Annotated in this window: 19 protein-coding genes; 8 read left to right on the forward strand and 11 right to left on the reverse strand. The window is 46.2% G+C overall.

Annotation, left to right across the window (positions count from 1 at the left end; translation table 11 throughout):
* Window positions 1-104 precede the first annotated feature (104 nt).
* The 3 genes from B5E77_RS12415 to B5E77_RS12425 form a co-directional block, all read right to left on the reverse strand.
* Entirely contained in the window at window positions 105-1,145 is a 1,041-nt protein-coding gene (locus tag B5E77_RS12415; protein ID WP_087165676.1) for a hypothetical protein, read from the reverse strand.
* A 118-nt stretch (window positions 1,146-1,263) separates the two neighbouring features.
* Window positions 1,264-1,569, reverse strand: coding sequence for a hypothetical protein (locus B5E77_RS12420; protein ID WP_087165677.1), 306 nt, complete (start codon window positions 1,567-1,569; stop codon window positions 1,264-1,266).
* Between the two features lie 125 nt (window positions 1,570-1,694).
* Window positions 1,695-2,018: a helix-turn-helix domain-containing protein gene (locus B5E77_RS12425; protein WP_087165678.1), complete on the reverse strand. Its 324-nt coding sequence runs from the start codon at window positions 2,016-2,018 to the stop codon at window positions 1,695-1,697.
* Window positions 2,019-2,415: 397 nt separating this feature from the next.
* Between B5E77_RS12425 and B5E77_RS12430 the strand changes: the two genes are divergently transcribed.
* The 6 genes from B5E77_RS12430 to B5E77_RS12455 all read left to right on the forward strand — a co-directional run bounded on the left by B5E77_RS12430 (window position 2,416) and on the right by B5E77_RS12455 (window position 7,633).
* Window positions 2,416-2,787: a helix-turn-helix domain-containing protein gene (locus B5E77_RS12430; protein WP_242963730.1), complete on the forward strand. Its 372-nt coding sequence runs from the start codon at window positions 2,416-2,418 to the stop codon at window positions 2,785-2,787.
* A 98-nt stretch (window positions 2,788-2,885) separates the two neighbouring features.
* Window positions 2,886-4,766: a recombinase family protein gene (locus tag B5E77_RS12435; RefSeq protein WP_087165679.1), complete on the forward strand. Its 1,881-nt coding sequence runs from the start codon at window positions 2,886-2,888 to the stop codon at window positions 4,764-4,766.
* Entirely contained in the window at window positions 4,744-5,424 is a 681-nt protein-coding gene (locus B5E77_RS12440) for an integrase (protein ID WP_242963732.1), read from the forward strand. Before B5E77_RS12435 ends, B5E77_RS12440 begins: the two co-directional genes overlap by 23 nt.
* The gene (locus B5E77_RS12445) at window positions 5,417-5,809 is read left to right on the forward strand and encodes a hypothetical protein (RefSeq protein WP_087165680.1); all 393 of its coding nucleotides are present in this window, start codon (window positions 5,417-5,419) and stop codon (window positions 5,807-5,809) included. Before B5E77_RS12440 ends, B5E77_RS12445 begins: the two co-directional genes overlap by 8 nt.
* Window positions 5,806-6,750, forward strand: coding sequence for a hypothetical protein (locus B5E77_RS12450; protein WP_087165681.1), 945 nt, complete (start codon window positions 5,806-5,808; stop codon window positions 6,748-6,750). Before B5E77_RS12445 ends, B5E77_RS12450 begins: the two co-directional genes overlap by 4 nt.
* Window positions 6,743-7,633: a DUF6551 family protein gene (locus B5E77_RS12455; protein WP_087165682.1), complete on the forward strand. Its 891-nt coding sequence runs from the start codon at window positions 6,743-6,745 to the stop codon at window positions 7,631-7,633. The genes B5E77_RS12450 and B5E77_RS12455 overlap by 8 nt, the downstream gene beginning before the upstream one ends.
* Before the next feature lie 40 nt (window positions 7,634-7,673).
* Here the strand turns inward: B5E77_RS12455 and B5E77_RS12460 are convergent, their stop codons facing one another.
* The 4 genes from B5E77_RS12460 to B5E77_RS12475 form a co-directional block, all read right to left on the reverse strand.
* Window positions 7,674-9,062: a recombinase family protein gene (locus B5E77_RS12460; protein ID WP_087165683.1), complete on the reverse strand. Its 1,389-nt coding sequence runs from the start codon at window positions 9,060-9,062 to the stop codon at window positions 7,674-7,676.
* Window positions 8,995-10,509: a recombinase family protein gene (locus B5E77_RS12465; protein WP_087165684.1), complete on the reverse strand. Its 1,515-nt coding sequence runs from the start codon at window positions 10,507-10,509 to the stop codon at window positions 8,995-8,997. Before B5E77_RS12465 ends, B5E77_RS12460 begins: the two co-directional genes overlap by 68 nt.
* Window positions 10,510-10,656: 147 nt before the next feature.
* A complete protein-coding gene (locus B5E77_RS12470; protein WP_087165685.1) occupies window positions 10,657-11,598 on the reverse strand; it encodes an N-acetylmuramoyl-L-alanine amidase in 942 nt (313 codons plus the stop codon).
* 2 nt (window positions 11,599-11,600) lie between these two features.
* Window positions 11,601-12,014 carry a phage holin family protein gene (locus B5E77_RS12475; protein ID WP_087165686.1) on the reverse strand — a complete coding sequence of 138 codons (414 nt, stop codon included), beginning with the start codon at window positions 12,012-12,014 and terminating at the stop codon, window positions 11,601-11,603.
* Between the two features lie 200 nt (window positions 12,015-12,214).
* Between B5E77_RS12475 and B5E77_RS12480 the strand changes: the two genes are divergently transcribed.
* Window positions 12,215-12,541: a hypothetical protein gene (locus B5E77_RS12480; protein WP_087165687.1), complete on the forward strand. Its 327-nt coding sequence runs from the start codon at window positions 12,215-12,217 to the stop codon at window positions 12,539-12,541.
* The gene (locus B5E77_RS12485; RefSeq protein ID WP_087165688.1) at window positions 12,538-12,891 is read left to right on the forward strand and encodes a SymE family type I addiction module toxin; all 354 of its coding nucleotides are present in this window, start codon (window positions 12,538-12,540) and stop codon (window positions 12,889-12,891) included. The genes B5E77_RS12480 and B5E77_RS12485 overlap by 4 nt, the downstream gene beginning before the upstream one ends.
* Before the next feature lie 6 nt (window positions 12,892-12,897).
* Here the strand turns inward: B5E77_RS12485 and B5E77_RS12490 are convergent, their stop codons facing one another.
* Genes B5E77_RS12490 through B5E77_RS12505 form a run of 4 tightly spaced genes read right to left on the reverse strand, consistent with a single transcriptional unit; the run spans window position 12,898 to window position 18,153 of the window.
* Window positions 12,898-14,289: a hypothetical protein gene (locus tag B5E77_RS12490; RefSeq protein WP_087165689.1), complete on the reverse strand. Its 1,392-nt coding sequence runs from the start codon at window positions 14,287-14,289 to the stop codon at window positions 12,898-12,900.
* Window positions 14,290-14,308: 19 nt separating this feature from the next.
* Window positions 14,309-16,195 carry a hypothetical protein gene (locus B5E77_RS12495; protein WP_087165690.1) on the reverse strand — a complete coding sequence of 629 codons (1,887 nt, stop codon included), beginning with the start codon at window positions 16,193-16,195 and terminating at the stop codon, window positions 14,309-14,311.
* A 17-nt stretch (window positions 16,196-16,212) separates the two neighbouring features.
* On the reverse strand, window positions 16,213-16,575 hold the full coding sequence (locus tag B5E77_RS12500) for a DUF6711 family protein (protein WP_087165691.1): 363 nt from the start codon (window positions 16,573-16,575) through the stop codon (window positions 16,213-16,215).
* Window positions 16,576-16,578: 3 nt separating this feature from the next.
* The gene (locus B5E77_RS12505) at window positions 16,579-18,153 is read right to left on the reverse strand and encodes a phage tail protein (RefSeq protein WP_087165692.1); all 1,575 of its coding nucleotides are present in this window, start codon (window positions 18,151-18,153) and stop codon (window positions 16,579-16,581) included.
* Between the last annotated feature and the right edge of the window lie 125 nt (window positions 18,154-18,278).

An 18,278-nucleotide genomic window follows, 5' to 3' on the forward strand; every position in this document is an offset into this window, starting at 1 on the left:
GACTTAATATAAACAGGGGGTAAAGCAAAGAGACTATTTCACCCCCTGTTACCCCCGTAAAGATCATAATGTTATCCTTATAAATGTCTTTTTGTCACTCTATATTAATCGATTGTGGCTTTTATACGATTGGCCAACTTTTCGATAATATCATTTTCATCTTTCCACATAATAGTATTCTTCTGAGCAACATCAAAATGTAATCTTACATCGTTCCGGCAAATTTGAATAACATCTTTTCCAAGCCCCATAGCATAGCCCTCTTCAAAATATGCACCATTGTTTTTGTCAGTAAGATCCACTACCACAAACCGGCTGTTTTTTATGTACTTAAGTAATTCTGGTGTTATATAATCATTGTGTTGCACTTCATCAATAAAAATGGCTATATATCCTGCTTTTTGAATTCCTTCACGAATAGCTTCGCGCACAGGCTTAGTTTCATCTCCAAACTGCATTGCCACAAAAGCATTTCTTCCATTTGCAGAATTTTTTTGTAAAATGTCTACACGACTATAACCTTCTGGAGTTAATGAAAGCTTTAGAAGACCGTCTTTATCAAACCATTGATCTCCTTTCCCCTGTTCAATATAGCCTTTCTGTTCTAAACACGATAACATATAATGAGATTGTGCGCTGATTAGTTGTGCATCTCTATTTATACGTTTACCAGTACTGTAATCAAATCTGTCTACGAAAAGCGCACTATATAGTTCTTCTTTTCCAAGTGCAACTTTCTCTCCTACATGCTTAATTCGGTCGTCTAAAAACAGAATAATTTTATCTATCTTTTCAGCAAAAGTACTAGGATACCAATTTTCCACAATTTCCTTTGATAAATGGACAGGACGACCATGCGTCCTATCCCCTTCATCATATTTTCGTTTCCACTTATCACACCATTCCTTATCGCGATTTGTATAATATCTAGGTTCCAATATATTATCGGGAAATTTATTATACAGCAAATAAGAACCCAAATGATTAAAGTCAAAGTCTACCTCTGGCGCATCCAGTGGAAGTTGTATTTCAAAGCGACCACAAACCGGACATGCATAAAACACTGTAACAGTAGCCGGATCTGTCTGCTTTTGAGCCTCTGAGCCGCATAATATACATTTACAATTTTCAGGTGCACTAGCCATATATTTCTACTTCCTTTCCAATTTATTTCTTTATATTAGTATCTCAAATTCATAATATTTCAGCAAGTTTTTCTTTAGATATAGAAATTATCCCTTCCCACAAGACAAAGTACGCTTTTCAAATTTTATTTGTTGAAAAAAGGTATCCATAATCATACATTTTCATGCTGAGATATTTTCCTATATCCAGAAGATTATTTATGATAATTTCTACGTCCCTGTCCTCTTGATCTGACTTCCCAAGGCGGGTGCAGATCCTGTCATAGGCATCTCTCATTTCTGAATACAGGTTACTACACAGTTTTCCTTCCTCATACTCATTTTCCACATATTTGCTTTCTGCCACAGGAAAATGCGCCAAATCCAGAGACCCGTTTGCAAGGTCATAAATCAGGTTCTTAAATTCTTGACTCTTCTTATCCATCACTATACCTCATTCTTCGTAATTTATTATTCTCTGGCGCACAGAAAGCTACATTAGCACTTCTCTCTTTTGTATCTTAACGAAAAAGGGAAACAGTTCTTCGAATTTCACATAGAACTGCTTCCCTACTTGTTCTTCAGACTGCGGACAAATTGAATAAGAATTCTTCGTTCATCTCTTCCCAATTCATCCCACGTTTCAATAATCTCTCTTTGCTCTTTTGATAGATCGGGCCTCCTACCTTCTCCGGCAAAGAACTGCGCCAGTGTGATTCCAAATGCATCACATATCTTTTCCAGCGTTGGTATCGTAGGTATACTCTCCATTTTCATGATATTGCCTACAGCCGTCTGGGACATCCCTGTTAACTGAGCAAGTCGATATTTTGAAACATGATATTTCTCACACAATTCTTTTACCCTATCTGCAATGTACTCTTCTATATGCAAGTAAACTACACCTCTCTTCTGTTTTACATACGCTTATTGTAACTGTAATTCAGAAGTTTTATTAGAACTGTATTACTTGACTATTTTACTAAAGTGTAATGGAGTATTCGGGTAAAAAAATAAGAACTATGAGTTCCACATTCCGTCTATGTATTTTTTTAATCTCTTATTCCTTTGTATGCCGTTTTCTAAACAATTTCACCTTTTTTCCTTGCACAAGCATACCATTGATCTATGGTTTCTTCAATAAAAATCAATCGACAAATTCCTACATATTCCGGTGTTTTTTCGCCTCCAAAATTACTCCACTGCTCTTACATAATATACCTAATCAAACTTGCCCTTTTCATCTATCGTAAAAGAGACGGATTTCATCGTCAGAAAGGAAGGTATATGTATGATGAACGTAAATTTCAAACTCATCGGAAAAAGGATTCAAGAAGTGAGAAAACAGCAGGAAATGACCCAAGCTGAACTGGCTGCGTTAACTGATATGTCGGATTCCTATATCAGTTATATTGAAACTGCCAAGAAACAGGCAAGCCTCGAATCCCTTGTCCGGATCTCCAATGCTCTGGGAATTACTGTGGATGAATTGCTCAGCGGTAATCAACTTCATAATCCCACGGATTATCAGACCGATATTGATCTGCTGATGGAAGATTGTTCTCTTCTAGAGCGCCGTTTTATTTATGAATTGATCTCCGTAGCAAAATATATCATTCGCAACAACGGCTGGGAGTTAATTGAAACGGGGCATAATTCCTGACGCTATGACCAGAGGTTAAGCACTTGACCTCTGGTCTATTTTCTTTTCTTACAAAGAAAATATAATGATACGTAACAATACATGAAAGGCGTGAAAAAATGAACCAATCGGAAGAACACTCCATCAGCATACAGGAACAAAAATCCAAGATCCGTGAACGATATCGAGGCGTAGACCCGGACACACTGGAATGCCTCCCTGCTAGGCCACCTGAAAATATCTATGATGAAGACCGTGAATTACGTGTGGCTGTATATGCCAGAGTATCCACTGATGACCCTAGACAAACATCTTCTTATGAACTGCAGAAAAATCATTATACGGATTTCGTCAACCGCCATCCCAACTGGAAACTGGTGGAGATCTATGCCGATGAAGGAATTAGTGGCACATCCTTAAATCACCGTGAATCGTTCCTTCGTATGATTGAAGATTGTTATAGGGGAAAGATCGATATGATCATCACTAAAAGCGTTTCCCGATTCGCCAGAAATATTATGGACTGTATTGGCTATGTCCGGCAGCTGAAAGAACTCAAGCCGCCTATAGGGATTCGCTTTGAAGCGGAGGGGATTTTTACTCTTGATGCGAACAGCGAAATGACCCTCTCCTTTATGGCTGCAATGGCGCAGGAAGAAAGTCATAACAAAAGTGAAATTATGAATGCCTCCATTGAAATGCGCTTCAAACGTGGCATTTTCCTAAAGCCGCCCCTTCTGGGCTATGACGTGAATGAAGATGGCGAATTGGTTATCAATGAAGAAGAAGCAAAAACAGTGCGCCTCATTTTTTTCATGTACCTGTACGGATATACTTGCCAGCAGATCGCCGATCAGCTGACCGCTTTGAAGCGGCCCACGAAGAAAGGCAATCTGGTCTGGAACCCCGGAAGTATTTTGCAGATTTTGCAAAACGAAAGGCATTGTGGTGACATTATCGCTCGGAAGACTTGGACTCCCAACTACCTTAACCATAAATCCAAAAAGAATAAGCAGGATCGAAACCAATATCGTAGATATGGAGACCACGAAGCAATCATCTCCAAGGACGATTTTGTCGCTGTCCAGCATCTGATCCTGAATGCCAAATATGGCGCAAAGGGGTTACTCCCGGAACTTCATGTCATTTCAGATGGCGTCCTGAAAGGCTTTGTGGCGGTGAATCCCCGGTGGGCCGGTTTTAAGGCTCCTGACTACAACGCAGCGTGTAGAAGTGTTTATGAAGGCAATGACTCTATCGATTCTGCTCTCATGCCTGATGTCGCTCCCGGAGATTTTGATTTGAGAGGATTTGAAATCACAAGAGCGCAATTTTTAAATCCCCGTGATAAACCTTACATATTGATCACACACAAACTACTAAAATTCAACCTAATTGCGCTCCAAAAATTCCAGAACATTGATTATATAGAACTTTTAATACACACGGTGGAAGGGTTATTGGCTATCCGGCCCAGCACAAAAGAGAAACGCAATTGCATGAAGTGGTCTAGACTCTCGGATATAAAGAAAGTCCCTAAAGGAATCGGGAGCGCCGCCTTTATTCCCACGCTATACGAACTCTGTGGTTGGAATCCCAAGTATACATACCGTTGCCTCGGCCAGTTCCATCAAAAAGGCGAAGAAATGGTGTTGGTTTTCAACTTAAAAGAACCGGAAGTTTTTATTCCTACTTCTGAAGATAGAAATTCAAATGATACACACCCCAGATCCGATTACTTTGGATCTTCTTCAAAGAGTTTACTGGCCTATCCTGCAGATTGGCGGCACACCTTTGGCAATAATTTTTATCACCAATCTCAAGCTGCAGAAATGGCTGCGTTTTCACAAAGCCAAGAATGGAATACGCAGAATGAGGGAGTCCCCTACCACACAGAACATCTTAACGTGACGCCACCTGATAAGGCCCGTGAAGAAATCCACCAAATTATTCAAGACATAACACAGGAGGAACCATATGAACGAGTTACTGATCGTTGATAAGCAGCTTACCCCAGAGGAAAAGCCTTCCATAAAAAGAGAAATAGAAATTATAGAGGATGATTCCTTTAATTATGACGGCTACCAAGTCGTCCGTGGAGAATTTTTCTCACATCTCTACGAACCCTGTATCACTTTTAACAATTTCAAAGTTTATATGAATACAGCATGTATCAAAAAACTTCCCGAAACCGATTATGTGCAGATTCTTGTCAATCAGGAGAAAAAGAAGCTGGCTGTACGCCCTTGTTCCGAAGAATCCAAGGACTCCTTCCGTTGGTGCAGCGCCACTGCGAAGCGCACACCTAAGCAGGTTACTTGCCGTGTCTTTTATGGAAAGATCACGGAGTTGATGGGATGGAACCCCAGCTACCGGTATAAGCTGGTGGGGAAGCTGATCCAATCCAACGGGCAGCTCTTATTTATTTTTGATTTGACAGCGCCGGAAATATTCACCAGAACATCAAAGGACGGTGAAAAAGCACGAACCTCTCGGAAGCCCGTATACCCCTCCGAATGGGAACATCAATTCGGCGTTCCCGTAGAGGAACATCAAAAATCCCTCCAAATTGATATATTTGACGGGTATGCCTTATTTGGCATGAACGATAAAAGCACAAAAAATAATATGGAAAGCGAGGATATGACCCATGAGTAACTGTACTGATTCCTTACCAATTATCTGCATTGACTTCAAAAAGAGTCGTTTTCGCATTCATAAAAACACACTCCGAATGCTTGGAAATCCCGATTATATCCAACTGTTAGTCAATCCACACGAAAACATTCTGGCTATCAAACGCTCCATCCGTGAGGATCGATTAGCGCATTTTGTGCAGTTAGAACGTTTCCCTGCCAAGAATAGCTACGAACTGTATAGCAACAGCCTCGCCTCTACCCTTCTTCAAAACAACCAGCATTTGCATCACGGCAGTTCGTATCGCTTCTACGGATCACTAAACACAACGCATGGGATCGCACTGTTTTGCCTGAACAACGCTGTTCCCATTTCTCCAAATGAGTGTGAAGAGGTGGCTATATGAAAGTAGGTTATAGTCCCGTCTTAAAGATCGATCCAGAATTTAAAAGCCTCATGCACCCGCTCTCTGAGAAAGAATTTCTTTCACTTCGAGAGAATATTTTAGATGGCGGAACCACCTATTCCATTGCGGCGTGGAATGAATATCTAATTGATGGATATGAACGATACATGATATGCCGTCAGGAAAATATACCCTACCACGTACACCGCATAGGTTTTAGCTGCCGTGAACATGCGATCACTTGGATCTGTCGTGAGCAATTAAAAAAAGGAAATCTCACCAATGAGCGATACCGATACCTCATCGGGAAACGATATGAAACAGAACGTATTGTACGCAACGATTCCGGCACGGAACCCAGCCAGCAAACCAGTCATAGCAAGTTGCAGAATACAAACAGCTATCGCACAGCGCTCAAATTAGGAGAAGAATATTCGCTTTCACATAATACAGTTTATAAATATGGAGTATATTCCAGAATGGTAGATATCATTATGGAAAAAGATGCGGATCTGGCACAGAAAATTCTATCTGGTAAATTGCGTGTTTCACACGACAATATTATAGAATTATCCAGATTGCCGCAGGAGAATATTAAAAGGTTAAACAAGACCCTCTCCAAAGAAGGGATTGACCATATTGTCATCTCCGATATCCTCCGTGGATTTCAATGGAAGCGGGTTGTGGAACCTCGCACCAAAACCATCCCTCAAGAGGAGATCCCAATAAAACAAATGCCGCAATTCGACCCTAACGCAGCTCCTTCCAGCTTGGCATATACGATGCCATCATGGGAAGGAACAATAAAAAGAATCCGCAATGAGACGGATTTCCAAATTGTCAGCGAAGACGTAAAAAACAAATTGGCTTTCCAGATCCGACAGCTACAGAATACACTTGATACACTATCAAAGAAGATGGAGGATAACAGCAATGAATGACCTTTCAAAATATGTGCCAAACGTATTTTTTGAACAGATTCCTATTAATAACCTTGTTTCCAGTCAGGAATATCAGCGCAACCTTTCAATTAAACACGTTCAAAAGGCAGCAGCGAATTTCGATCTCTATCAGATCAATCCCGTAAAAGTCAGCCGGAGGGATAATATCAATTACGTTTTCAACGGCCAGCATACGATTGAGATTGTCGCTCTAGTGTCCGGTTCCCGTGAGACTCCTGTTTGGTGCATGGTTTATGATGATCTGGAATATCAGCATGAAGCGGATATTTTTGCAAACCAGATGAAGTATGTAAAGCCCCTGCTTCCCTACGAAATCTTCATGGCAAGCATAGAGGCTGGAAGCGACAAACATATCCTGATAAAAGATTTAGTGGAATCCTTCGGCCTGGAAATCGGTTCAAATTCATCTCCTGGGAGCATCTGTGCGATTTCCACTTTGGTGGAACTCTATGATAAATACGGCTATGATCTTCTCCAACACACCCTTGCATTGTGTATTGGCACATGGGAAGGAAGCCAGCATTCATTCAGTTCCAATATGCTCAAAGCTGTTGCCCGACTTCTCTACGTTTACGGGGATTCCTTAAAAGATGATGTATTCAAAGATAAAGTCGGACGAATCTCTGTGAAGGAGATAATCCGCTCCGCAAAAGACCGCAGGGCAGGCTCCCTCGGCTATGCGGAAGCACTCCTGCTCTACTACAATAAAAAAATGAAATTCCCATTGAAACTGGAATATTTGTATAGCAGAAAGCCTCCCCAGAATATTTCCCTAACCTCGGAAGTTCCTATGGAAGACTATGAAAATGAAGAAAGCGAAGATGATCCAGAATCCAGTCAATTAGAATTGTTCCAATCGTAAAAGCCTTCGGTGCCCTGCCCATTTTAGGCAGGGTACCACTCTATACGCATACCGTTTCCCGGCTGCCATCCATAAATGTAAATTCATATTTTTTTATCCCTTTTATAATAACCATCTGTATCACCAGCTGGGCTAATTCCGGTACATAACATTCTAATTCCGGTTGCTCAGATAAATCTAAGAACTGTTTCGCACGTAATCTTTCCAGCGCATTCCCAGTTTCTATGGTATCCTTCCACCGAGGGATGAGGATTTCTTTATGCTTCATCAGCATGTTGTATGCCTTCACAAATCCCAATTCCAAATCACTCTGGCTTACAAATCCATTGACACAGGTTACCTTCCCATTCGTCATATGGTTTTTGCACTGCCACTGCATAATCCCCCTGCTTCTCCATGTATGTCTGGTATACGGTGATCCGCACTCCCCACAGAAAATCCTAGAGGTAAAGGGATTGCACTCACGGCCGTACCCGTATCCTTTCAACCCGTGTTCTTTTACGAATTCCTCTCGGCGGGCAAATTCCAGCTGGACGGCATTCCATGTTTCTTTATCAATAATACCGATATGGCTGCCTTTCACATAAACCTGCGTAACCTCTCCATGATTTTTCACTTGCTTTTTGGTAAGGAAATCGGCGGTATAGGATTTCTGCAACAAGGCATCCCCCATATGCTTTTCGTTTTTCAAGATGTTAATTACTGTAGAAGGATACCATTTCTTCGCTCCCATGCACCCTTCGATCCCTTCATCTTCCAGTCCTTTTGCAATCTCCTGTGGGCTATGGCCCCAAAGGAATTCCCGGTAAATCCGCCGTACGATTTTTGCCTCTCGCTCATTGATGACCAGTTTGCCATCCACCTTATCATAGCCCAAGAACTTATGCGTATTTACGTGCATCTCACCCTTTTTGAATTTGGATCGTATACCCCATTTGCAGTTCTCAGAAATGTTCCTCGACTCATCCTGTGCTAAAGAACTTAATATCGTAAACAATAACTCTCCGGAAGAATCCAGTGTATTGATATGCTCTTTTTCAAATAGTATCCCAATCCCCAGATTTTTCAGCATCCTCGAATATTGTAAGCAATCCTGCGTGTTTCTGGCGAATCGGCTAATGGATTTGGTGATCACCATATCAATCTTTCCAGTTTCGCAATCAGAAATCATCCGTCTAAACTGCTCTCTTTTCTTTATATTTGTTCCGCTAATCCCCTCATCGGCGTATATACCTGCCATTTCATAATTAGGATGGTCGCTAATGTAGCGGGTGTAGTATTCCACCTGTGCCTCAAAACTATGAAGCTGATCTTCCTGATCCGTAGATACCCTGCAGTAAGCAGCCACCTTAAGTTTCTTCTCAGCCCTGTTCTTTCCTTTTAGCTCGTTCCGGCTTTTTGCAGGAATAACTGTAATGTTTCGTGCCATTTCTGCCCTTCCTTTCCTTGATGTAAATCGCTTTCCGTATTGGCATGAAAGCCTGCACTACTCGATCAGGAATCCTAACTCCTTCACAGTAAGCTACGCCTTTCCGCTTTCTGCCATTACACTCCCATACAATGTCCCCATGCTTTTTAATGTGCCGCACCAGCCTGCTTCCGCACTCGGCGCAGAAAATGCTGCGGTAATAAGGATAATTTTCTTCCGTAAGTTCCGGAACCTCCCGGACAAATTCTTTCTTCTTATGCCGCCGACTCCATGAAGACTCTTTGGTATAGGAAAATTCTTTTATGGATTTGCGGCTATCCTTTATGCTGATGTAAATATTTCCATCAAATTTCCATTGCCGAACCGCCGTATCCGGAACGTGGATGCCGGTACAAAAGTCTTTCCCATGACGTCTTCTTCCTGAGCAATCCCAACTCATGCGGTTCCCATTACTGTAAATGCGGTGCGTAAGAGGACTTCCGCATTTCGCACAGAAAAGATGGCCTTTATATGGATAATTTTCTTCCGTCACCTCCCGAATCTGGCAATCCATATCCAAATAGTCTCGCTTCTTCTTTCTGGCCTCCTGCGCCTTATCCCAAAGCTGCCTTGACACGATAGGCGGATGGTCGTCTTCAATATACCAAGCGTCCACCTCTCCCCGGTTCCTTACCAGTTTGCGTTCCTCATTCACATAATTTTTGTGCATGATATAATCGCCTTTATAAATCTCATTTTCCAGAATCCGTTTCACCGTGCTTTCCACCCATCCAGCGCCTTTATCCGTTTTTACGCCTGCAGCGTTCATTTCATCCGCTATTTTGGAAAGCGAATACCCTTCTGCAGCCATCTCGTAGATTTTTACGATCCACTTGGCTTGCTCTGTATCCGGAACGAACTCGCCTTTTTCATTTTTGGTATACCCAAAACAACGCTCTAGATACTGAACAGGAATCCCCTGTTCATATTTTCGCTGATATACCATCTTCGCCCCAATACTGCCGCTCTCGCTTTCTGCCTGTGCAAAGGCCGCCAGAATGGTGAGCATCAGCTCTCCCTGCGAAGACAAGGTATTGATGTTCTGAAGTTCAAAAAAAATACCGACATTGAGTTCCTTAAGCTCTCTGGAAACCTTTAGGACAATGGCGGTATTTCTTGCAAACCGTGATACGGATTTTGTGTATATCAGATCAATCTTTCCGTTTCTGGCATCCATAAGCATCTTCTGAAGGCCGGGACGCTTTTCTTTATAACCGGAAATGGCGAAATCATAATAGACACCTGCGTATTCATACTCTGGATTCGATTGGATCAGATTTTCATAGTATGCGATCTGGTTTTCCAATGAGTTCTCCTGCTCCAGCGCATCTGTGGAAACACGGCAGTATGCACATACTTTTTTTCGATAGCCTTTCGATGATCTGGCTTCCAATACTTGAATTTCCATAAGCTGCTCCTTTCCTTTTGGTAGTCTATCTATCACTCTAAACGCCAAGAATAGCAAGTAAAATATCGTACCGTCCACCTTTCAGTTATTGGCATTACCGCACAAAAAATTGCCCACGGAAGCCGAAGCCTCCGTGGGGATCGTTACTCATACTCTCTTCGCATAATCAAGGGAAATCCACCCAGCACCGCTCTTGAGTTTACCCCAGCCTGCGGTGGAACCCGTACCGGATTTGACCTCGGTAATCGTGAATACGCCTTTCCCCGTATATTTTCCGGTCTTGGCATAATTCGTTCCGGGGCCTTTACGAATATTCAGATCCGTTGCGCTGACCTTTACCAGAAATGGCGTTCCTGCCCCGCCAGATGCAGTCTGCTTTCCGGTGTAAACTACCTTCCCGCTCTCATCATATACGGAATATCCCGCATTGGAATCCGCACATCTCTTGGCGTTATCCAGATTGTTGAAAGCCCCCTTCTGGCTCTTAGCATCCGACCAGCTTTTGCGGACACGATATAAAACAGAAGTTCCAGAACCAGAAGAAGATCCTCCCAGTGCTGCCGTTACCTTAGAGGCCAGATCCCCAAGGCGGGAATACAGCCAATCTCCCGGACAGGATTTATTGGCAAACCAGCGATGGACAGTCAGCACCATCTCATCGGACTTCGGAGAATAATTCAGCGTCGTATTCTTATCTCCCAGCCAGAGAAGTTTCTTCTTCCCATTTCGTTTGCAGATATCCGTACACAGCTTCACGAGGGAACTGTAAACAGCAGTGGTCATTGCGTAGGGATCTTTTAAATCACTGGCGCACTCAATGGTGACGGCCCTCTGGTCATTTTCTCTGCTGGAAGAACACCATGAGCGGTTCTTTTCCTCCACGCAAAGGGCGATCTTTCCGTCTTTTCCAATGCCATAGTTACAGCTTGCCTCCACAGACGGGCTGGTAAAGCATCCGCAGATACTCTCTGCTGTCAGCTGGCCGACCACACAGTGGGGCGTGATCCGGTCAATGGAATGTGTTCTCTGCCCGGAATGATTCGGACTAAGTTTGGTGTAAGATACCAGTGAACTGTTTGTGTAAGCCATAATTATTCCTCCTCTTTCTCTGCTCTGTCATGGAGCTGCTCTAATACCGTTTTGATCTTTTCCGGGATAGGAAGTCCCAGATGTCCCGCATTCTCCAGCAGGCTCACGCCTTCATTGGAGATGTAGAAAAAGATGACCGCTGTCCGTAAGACTGCTCCCGTGCCGATCACCTGCACATCGATGATGTTCGCAATCCCGACCAGCAAGAAGATCAGCACTTTACGGAAGATTCCCTTAAAGCCGACTGCGCTGGATAACTTTCTGTCGATGATGGCGCACATCACACCTGTGATGTAGTCAATTACCACAAATGCAATGAGCGCATACAACAGCCCGTCACAGCCGCCGAGAAAATATCCTAGCCAGCCGCCCACAGCGGTAAAAATGAGTTGAATAGTGTTCCAAAATTCTTTCATTACAAATACCTCTCTTTCGTTCCATAAGAAAAGACGCCCTTCTCTGAGCGCCCGCCTGTAGGTTCTATATGAAGTGTCTAAGCTGCACAATCTCCATTGATGAGATTTGTGCGGTTTATGGCACAGAATCAGGTTGCTATTCCTGCCGAATAGAGTGATAAATACAATCACCAAAAGCCATTGGCAGGAAGGAGGAAAAAATGTTTACTCAAAAGGAATTGAACGCCATTGATCCTATCTATTTCTCAATCATTGCTTTGCATGGAAGCGCCGTGACGCTCCAGTCAAACAACACCGGCCACTGCTGGCATATCCTTCTGGAGGAATACCCACGTTTCAGAAGCTGCCGGATCTATCACACTCATCACAGAGGAACCCCTTACCATAAACACGGACATGGAGCTACGCTTCCCTACTGTCTCCGGCAGATCCGATCCCATGACACCTATTGGCTTGGCAGGAAAAAGGCTTGTCGGAAGCGCCCCAGGAAACACCACAAAACAGACGAACAGGAGGTACACTCATGAACAAGAAACATATCAAAGTCGCATATACCAGCCGCCTTTCCGGTGGTTCCTACACCCAGGTCCCGAAAATTCAGATGGAGGGGCGCTGGCTGGAAGAACTTGGCTTTTCCATCGGAAATACCATTGTGGTCGAATATGGGGAAGGTTCCCTGTGTATCCGCCCAATGACCGAAACGGAACTGGCTGAAAAACAGCGCAGGGAGGCCCAGAAGGAGTTGGACAGCAAATCCGCTGAAATCCGAAGTCTCCAATTCCGGCTGAAAAAAAGAAGCCAGGAACTCCAGCGTGTAGCAGAGCCACAGCAGGAATACATTCTCATTTCCGGGGACTCCCCAAAGCGCCGCCGCTAATCCCCCTTACTCCTCCGTCAGCGTGTAGGTAATCTTCATGGTCTTATCCACCGTCTTCACCACCGCTGAGGAAAGGTTATTGATGGACGCCAGGTACGGTGTCAGCAGATAAGCCGTCCGGTACTCATTCCCATAGCTGCCGCCCCATCCAAACAGGAAATTCTTGTACTGGAACAGGGGCGTTGCAGCGTTATTGAGCCGGAAACTTCCCTGGGTCTGGATCACTGTGTCCTCCGCCGTGATCTGGAAATCCCCGCCAATAATCAGATCCCCGACCAGTGTCAGATACAGTTCACAGGAACCGGTCTCGCAAAGGGGCTTCCACTTGGAGGTAAAACCGAAATTGATCAGCGTTACATCTGTGGAATTGGACAGACTAATCTTATAGATTCCCGTCTTGTCATAAGCTGGTACAAACAGATATCCGCCCCGGACACAGCATTTCACTACTCGCTCTGCAAAGGTGCCATTCTCCCGGTTCCCCACATCCATCAGCTTGGCATTAGACAGTATCCACTGGCCCTCGGTAAAAGAATAATCCGTTTTTGAAATCTTGATCCAGAGCATTGTTGCATCCCCGGAGGAATTCCCCTCATTGGAAAACCCATACCAGTATCCGTCCTGCCCGTCCATAAATTCCCCATACTTGGTATAACTTCCCAGAAATTCAAAGATCTCCGGTGTCAGCACCTCATCATCTAGGACGGTATAAGTGGAATCGTCCAGTTTCTCATTCAGCCCAATGGAAAACACCGGGATCCGCAGCTTTCGGATCCGAACACCCGCATTCTCAAAGGTAATTGAATACAGCAGGCTGTTCTCGAAATCCATCTCCACCGCCTCAAACAGCACCATCTTGTTGGTGTCTGGGATTGCCCCGATATCTGCCACCTTTAGCTGCAGGAATGTGCTTGCGTCCCCGGTCAGGCTGCCGAAGCCGTTCTCTCCGCCGAAGGAGCTGGTCAGCGCCACCGCCGCAATCGTGCCGTTTCCCTGGTTCGGGGTAAATTCCCAGACAAACTTATATCCATTGGAAATCGCCATGCTCTCCGTCAGGTTCAGGCTTCCCCTAGCCAGGTTCGCCGTAGAATTCACGTCATTGGAGGCATAGGCCACCGGCAGATTGTCGGAACTCTCATACAGCAGTTCCTCATCTTCCGCCAAAGTTTTGGAAAAAAGCAGGATGCCCCCGATCATATTGGGGCAGATTGGGAGCAGGTTCCCGTTCCAGAGCAGGGCAGCGTCGTACTCCCCGGTAGCCGCGTAAAAAATCCCCATGGGATTTAAGCCCAGAATGTTGTTCACCGCCTCGGTGATCATGTTTTCTTCCGTGACGGTTTCCACAGCCCCGGTATTTTCATCTGTCAGTTCCAGCGTCATCACGCCTTTTAAAACCATATCCATTCTCCTCCCGTATTCATTCTGTGCCGCTGGATCCTGCCAGCGTCACCGGACGGCAAAACGCTCCGATTCCCGGCTTCACGCTCAGGGTATCCGAATAGTTTTTCTGCACCAGTTCCATCGTTTCCACTGCCATCACATCTGTAAAGCCCTTACCTTGCAGGCCGCCGCCCACAGAAAACAGAGCCACCGTTTCCTCAATATCAATCCTGCCGTCCCATGCCGCAGCCGCCGCCATAGCCTGGCCGCTGATAGAAGCAATGCAGGCCCCGATCCCCACACTTCCAGAGCCGTCCTCCATCCGAAGGTACACGTTGAAAGTATTTGTAATATTCGGCACGATATTTTCAATTGGATAATACAAAGACAGTATGTGCTTCCCGCTGTACCAAGTCTCCACCGGATGATGGAGCAGGATCTCCGCATTGTTCAATTCAAAGGTGACATAGCAGACTGCCTTCCCATCTTCCGTCCAGGTGACCGGCAGGCTCACATCTACAGAAATATCTGTGGTTTCTTCCCCGTCAACACCATCTCCAGAATTATTTTCTGTACCCGCCGCTCCGCCACTGTCTTCTGTATTCCCAAAGGGAAACGGAATCTCAATCGTGCCGCTGGCATTGGCTGACCTTGCAGTTGGAGCAGCCGCCACATCCACCACCACCTGCCCGAAGAATTGGGCATGGTTTTCCTCTTTGGAAGCAAACTCAATGCTGATGATCCGAACATCCGTCTCCCCGATGGTATATTCCGAAGCGTTGGTAAAAGTATGGATGCCGATCTTCCCCGCCTCAATCTGGTTTAAGAGTCCAGAGATGTTTTTATCATTCTTGGACTTTGCCTGGGAAAGCCTGGGATTCTTCCCCACGCATTTCAGGCTCTGTCGCCCACCGATCTTAACCGTAAAAGACGTCACACAGGTGATCTGCTGGGCGTCTGCCTGCCCGCCGGAGAAGGTCAGCACATCCCCCAGATCAAGGGCTGGATTCCCAATCGTATCGGAATCAAAGGGTACATAGTTCACTTTCGAGAGAGCATTTAGGATGTTTCCACACAGCTCCGCCCTTGTCTCTTCCAGGCCGAACTGCAGCAAGGGATTAACTCCCAGGTTCATGGTCAGCCCATCGTCTGTTTCCAAAGCGTAATACTCGGAAGTCTGCGTACGCAGGTTGGTGGAGCTGACCGCCGTGTACCGGGTCACAAAATCGGAAAAACTACTGGAAAACCGGTGCTTCTGCAGGATTTCCATCACCGGCGTATCCCCGTACTGCCGGAACTCCAGCTTTCCTTCCCGGTTGATGCAGAAGAATCCGCCCAGCACCTGCGCTATAAAATACAGCACATCCCGGTAGGTCTCAATGTCATTCTCCGGATAAATGGAAAGCAATTCTGAACCATTCGGGAACGCCTCGATCTCCGACTGAATCTGCGCCAGTTCCACCCCGCAGGCAGTACTGCACAGCGCCATCATCCCGTAGGCGGTGCCAATGGTTTCAAAACCATTGAAAGCTCGGTCAAAGCGGAGCATCCGGTCATAAGCCTTCAGTTCCAGCACATGCACCGTCCGGTTGGCCTCACTCACTTCAAAGATCCCCATAGAGACAGCTTCGTAAGTCCCGTCCGCCAGCCGCAGGTGGTAGGACAGTTCCACTTTTGCGTCCTCCAAAGTATACCGGTCGATATCCAGGAACAGGCTGATCCCCATCTCCGCCGCGTACACCGCACCAAGCTCAATTTCTGAATTACCGCAGCATTGCGCCGTAATATAACCACTGCCTTTCACGATATCTTCCTGCGTGAACGGATATACCACGCCTCCTGCTGTGGTAATCTTCCCCGTCCAGTAATATTTCCGGGTGTTCCCCTGCACCGCTTGCAGGAACGCCTCGCTCACCGGATACATAGGGCATCACCTCCACTCTAAAACTCCCTCAATGTAAAACTTACTGTCCACAACCCCTTCAGGGATGTATCCTTAACAAGAGAAGCCTTGTACCCCTCCACATACATCTCCGCTGTCTTCACCGTCAGCGTCTCCGCATCAAAATACTCTACTGTGATCTTTTCCTGCTGTTTAAATTCTGTCAGGATCTTCAGCCACTTAGCCGAAACAGAGAACGTCACCGGGATGCTCACTACGCCAGCGCGCACCACATCCCGCTGCACCGTTCCGGCCTCCGTCTCCCCGCCGGAATCCGCCTCCACATCATCCATCTGTACTTCATAGGAATCCGGCAGAGGGAGGGCTGTACCGTCAAAAGTCAGATACTGTATAAATGCCATCGGTTACCTCCCTCCTGACCGCAGATTCTGCCTCGCCTGCGCCGTCACTACCAGTTCATCTAAAAGCGTGCCGCCCACATACACCGGGATCACGATATTCCCCTGCGGACCAGAGAATCCCGCCAGTGCTTCCGATACCGCGGAAGAGATCCCGGAAATCAGGTCAGACATATTCCCGCCGGAGAAAGCGTCTCCCGCATATCCATACTCTGCCCCGCTTACTTTCGGCGAAAGTACCATATCGGAAGCCACATCCTTCACAGCTTTCTCCACCAGATCCCGGTTCTTCTCAATACCGCTCGCCAGCCCTTTCATGAAGTCCGGCATCCATGTCTCATAATCCGCCAGCGGCCCCTCATCCGGAGCCGAGAAGTGCAGGAAAGAACGGATCCGGTCAGCCAGCCCGGAAACTGTGTTGATCACACTCTGGATCATGCTGGAAATTCCGTTGATCAGCCCCTGGATAAAATCCTTCCCCCACTGGAACGCCTGCCCCGGCAGCCCGGTGATAAACCGGATGGCAGAAGAAAATCCATTGCTCACAACCGAATACAGACCGGAAAGGGCAGAACCGATCCCAGAGATCATTCGCTGGAAAGCTGACACCGCCGCTTCACGCAGCGCGGAGGCGATATTTACCACCGTGGTCTTGATTCCGTTCCAGACAGAAGACGCCGTCTGCTTCATGGCGGACCAGATCTGGGAGGCAAACTGGGACAAAGCCGAAAGTACAGTCTCCACCCCCTGCTTCAGTCCCGAAGCCGCAGAAGTCACCACCTGCCGGATTCCCGACCAGATCTGGGAGGCGGCATTTTTGATATTGTTCCAGATATTGGCTGCATCGGATGCAAGCTGGGAGAAATTCCCCGTTACCAAATCGATCAGCAGAAGCACCGGAGCCAGGATCACATTTTTCAGCAGTTCAAAAGCGCCGGAGGCAATCTGGCAAATCCCCGACCAGATCCCCTGCAGGGTATTCTTTGCGTTTTCCCACAGAGATGTGATGGTTGTAACCACCAGCTGGACAATAGGATTCTGCAGGATTGTGTTCCAGGTATCTGTAAAAAACGTGGATACCTGCGACCACAGGCCGCTCCACCAGTCCGGGATGGCAGAAAAAAAGCCGATGAAGGTCTGGAACGCCGCCGGTATGGTCTCCGTAAAGAAAACCACCAGCCCGTTCCATAACTCCATCAGCTTCTGGGATACCGTCTGCCACAAATTCCCGAACCACTCTGTAATCGCTCCCCAGTTTTTCACAATGGCGATGATTCCGGCAATAGCCGCCGCCACTCCGGCGATGATTCCGATCACCGGAAGCAGGGAAATGTTCAGCGCCCCAAAGGACACCGCCAAGGCCGCGATCACCGGCGTCAATGCGGTAAATGCCACCAGCAATGCGCCCAGGATGATGACAAAGTTCTGCACCGGCTCCGGCAGCATCCCGAATACCTCGCTCACTGCTGTAATAATGGCCACCAGAGGCGGCATAACCACATTGGCCAACTCCACGATCTTTTCCCCAAGGGGAACCAGCGCCTGCTGCAGCTTCCGGGTATTCGCCTCCATCTCCTGCATGGGCGTCTGGGTCTGGCTGAATGAAAAGCCTAATCCCCCAGCTATGCTGGGGAGAATGGAGTAAGCAGGAGCGTGTAAGATATCAATAAAAAGCCTCCTATGCTAAAATGAGAATGGTGTCGCAA

Source organism: Lachnoclostridium sp. An131 (genome assembly GCF_002160825.1).
GTDB lineage: Bacteria > Bacillota > Clostridia > Lachnospirales > Lachnospiraceae > Laedolimicola.

What these genes read in the sequence shown, in the direction of transcription:
- B5E77_RS12500 (WP_087165691.1), bottom strand. Translation starts at nt 16,575, where the DNA reads ATGGCATTTATACAGTATCTGACTTTTGACGGTACAGCCCTCCCTCTG.
- B5E77_RS12470 (WP_087165685.1), bottom strand. Translation starts at nt 11,598, where the DNA reads ATGGCTTACACAAACAGTTCACTGGTATCTTACACCAAACTTAGTCCG.
- B5E77_RS12435 (WP_087165679.1), top strand. Translation starts at nt 2,886, where the DNA reads ATGAACCAATCGGAAGAACACTCCATCAGCATACAGGAACAAAAATCC.
- B5E77_RS12485 (WP_087165688.1), top strand. Translation starts at nt 12,538, where the DNA reads ATGAACAAGAAACATATCAAAGTCGCATATACCAGCCGCCTTTCCGGT.
- B5E77_RS12445 (WP_087165680.1), top strand. Translation starts at nt 5,417, where the DNA reads ATGAGTAACTGTACTGATTCCTTACCAATTATCTGCATTGACTTCAAA.
- B5E77_RS12480 (WP_087165687.1), top strand. Translation starts at nt 12,215, where the DNA reads ATGTTTACTCAAAAGGAATTGAACGCCATTGATCCTATCTATTTCTCA.
- B5E77_RS12460 (WP_087165683.1), bottom strand. Translation starts at nt 9,062, where the DNA reads ATGGCACGAAACATTACAGTTATTCCTGCAAAAAGCCGGAACGAGCTA.
- B5E77_RS12415 (WP_087165676.1), bottom strand. Translation starts at nt 1,145, where the DNA reads ATGGCTAGTGCACCTGAAAATTGTAAATGTATATTATGCGGCTCAGAG.
- B5E77_RS12495 (WP_087165690.1), bottom strand. Translation starts at nt 16,195, where the DNA reads ATGTATCCGGTGAGCGAGGCGTTCCTGCAAGCGGTGCAGGGGAACACC.
- B5E77_RS12450 (WP_087165681.1), top strand. Translation starts at nt 5,806, where the DNA reads ATGAAAGTAGGTTATAGTCCCGTCTTAAAGATCGATCCAGAATTTAAA.
- B5E77_RS12455 (WP_087165682.1), top strand. Translation starts at nt 6,743, where the DNA reads ATGAATGACCTTTCAAAATATGTGCCAAACGTATTTTTTGAACAGATT.
- B5E77_RS12505 (WP_087165692.1), bottom strand. Translation starts at nt 18,153, where the DNA reads ATGCAGGAGATGGAGGCGAATACCCGGAAGCTGCAGCAGGCGCTGGTT.
- B5E77_RS12440 (WP_242963732.1), top strand. Translation starts at nt 4,744, where the DNA reads ATGAACGAGTTACTGATCGTTGATAAGCAGCTTACCCCAGAGGAAAAG.
- B5E77_RS12430 (WP_242963730.1), top strand. Translation starts at nt 2,416, where the DNA reads ATGATGAACGTAAATTTCAAACTCATCGGAAAAAGGATTCAAGAAGTG.
- B5E77_RS12420 (WP_087165677.1), bottom strand. Translation starts at nt 1,569, where the DNA reads ATGGATAAGAAGAGTCAAGAATTTAAGAACCTGATTTATGACCTTGCA.
- B5E77_RS12490 (WP_087165689.1), bottom strand. Translation starts at nt 14,289, where the DNA reads ATGGTTTTAAAAGGCGTGATGACGCTGGAACTGACAGATGAAAATACC.
- B5E77_RS12475 (WP_087165686.1), bottom strand. Translation starts at nt 12,014, where the DNA reads ATGAAAGAATTTTGGAACACTATTCAACTCATTTTTACCGCTGTGGGC.
- B5E77_RS12465 (WP_087165684.1), bottom strand. Translation starts at nt 10,509, where the DNA reads ATGGAAATTCAAGTATTGGAAGCCAGATCATCGAAAGGCTATCGAAAA.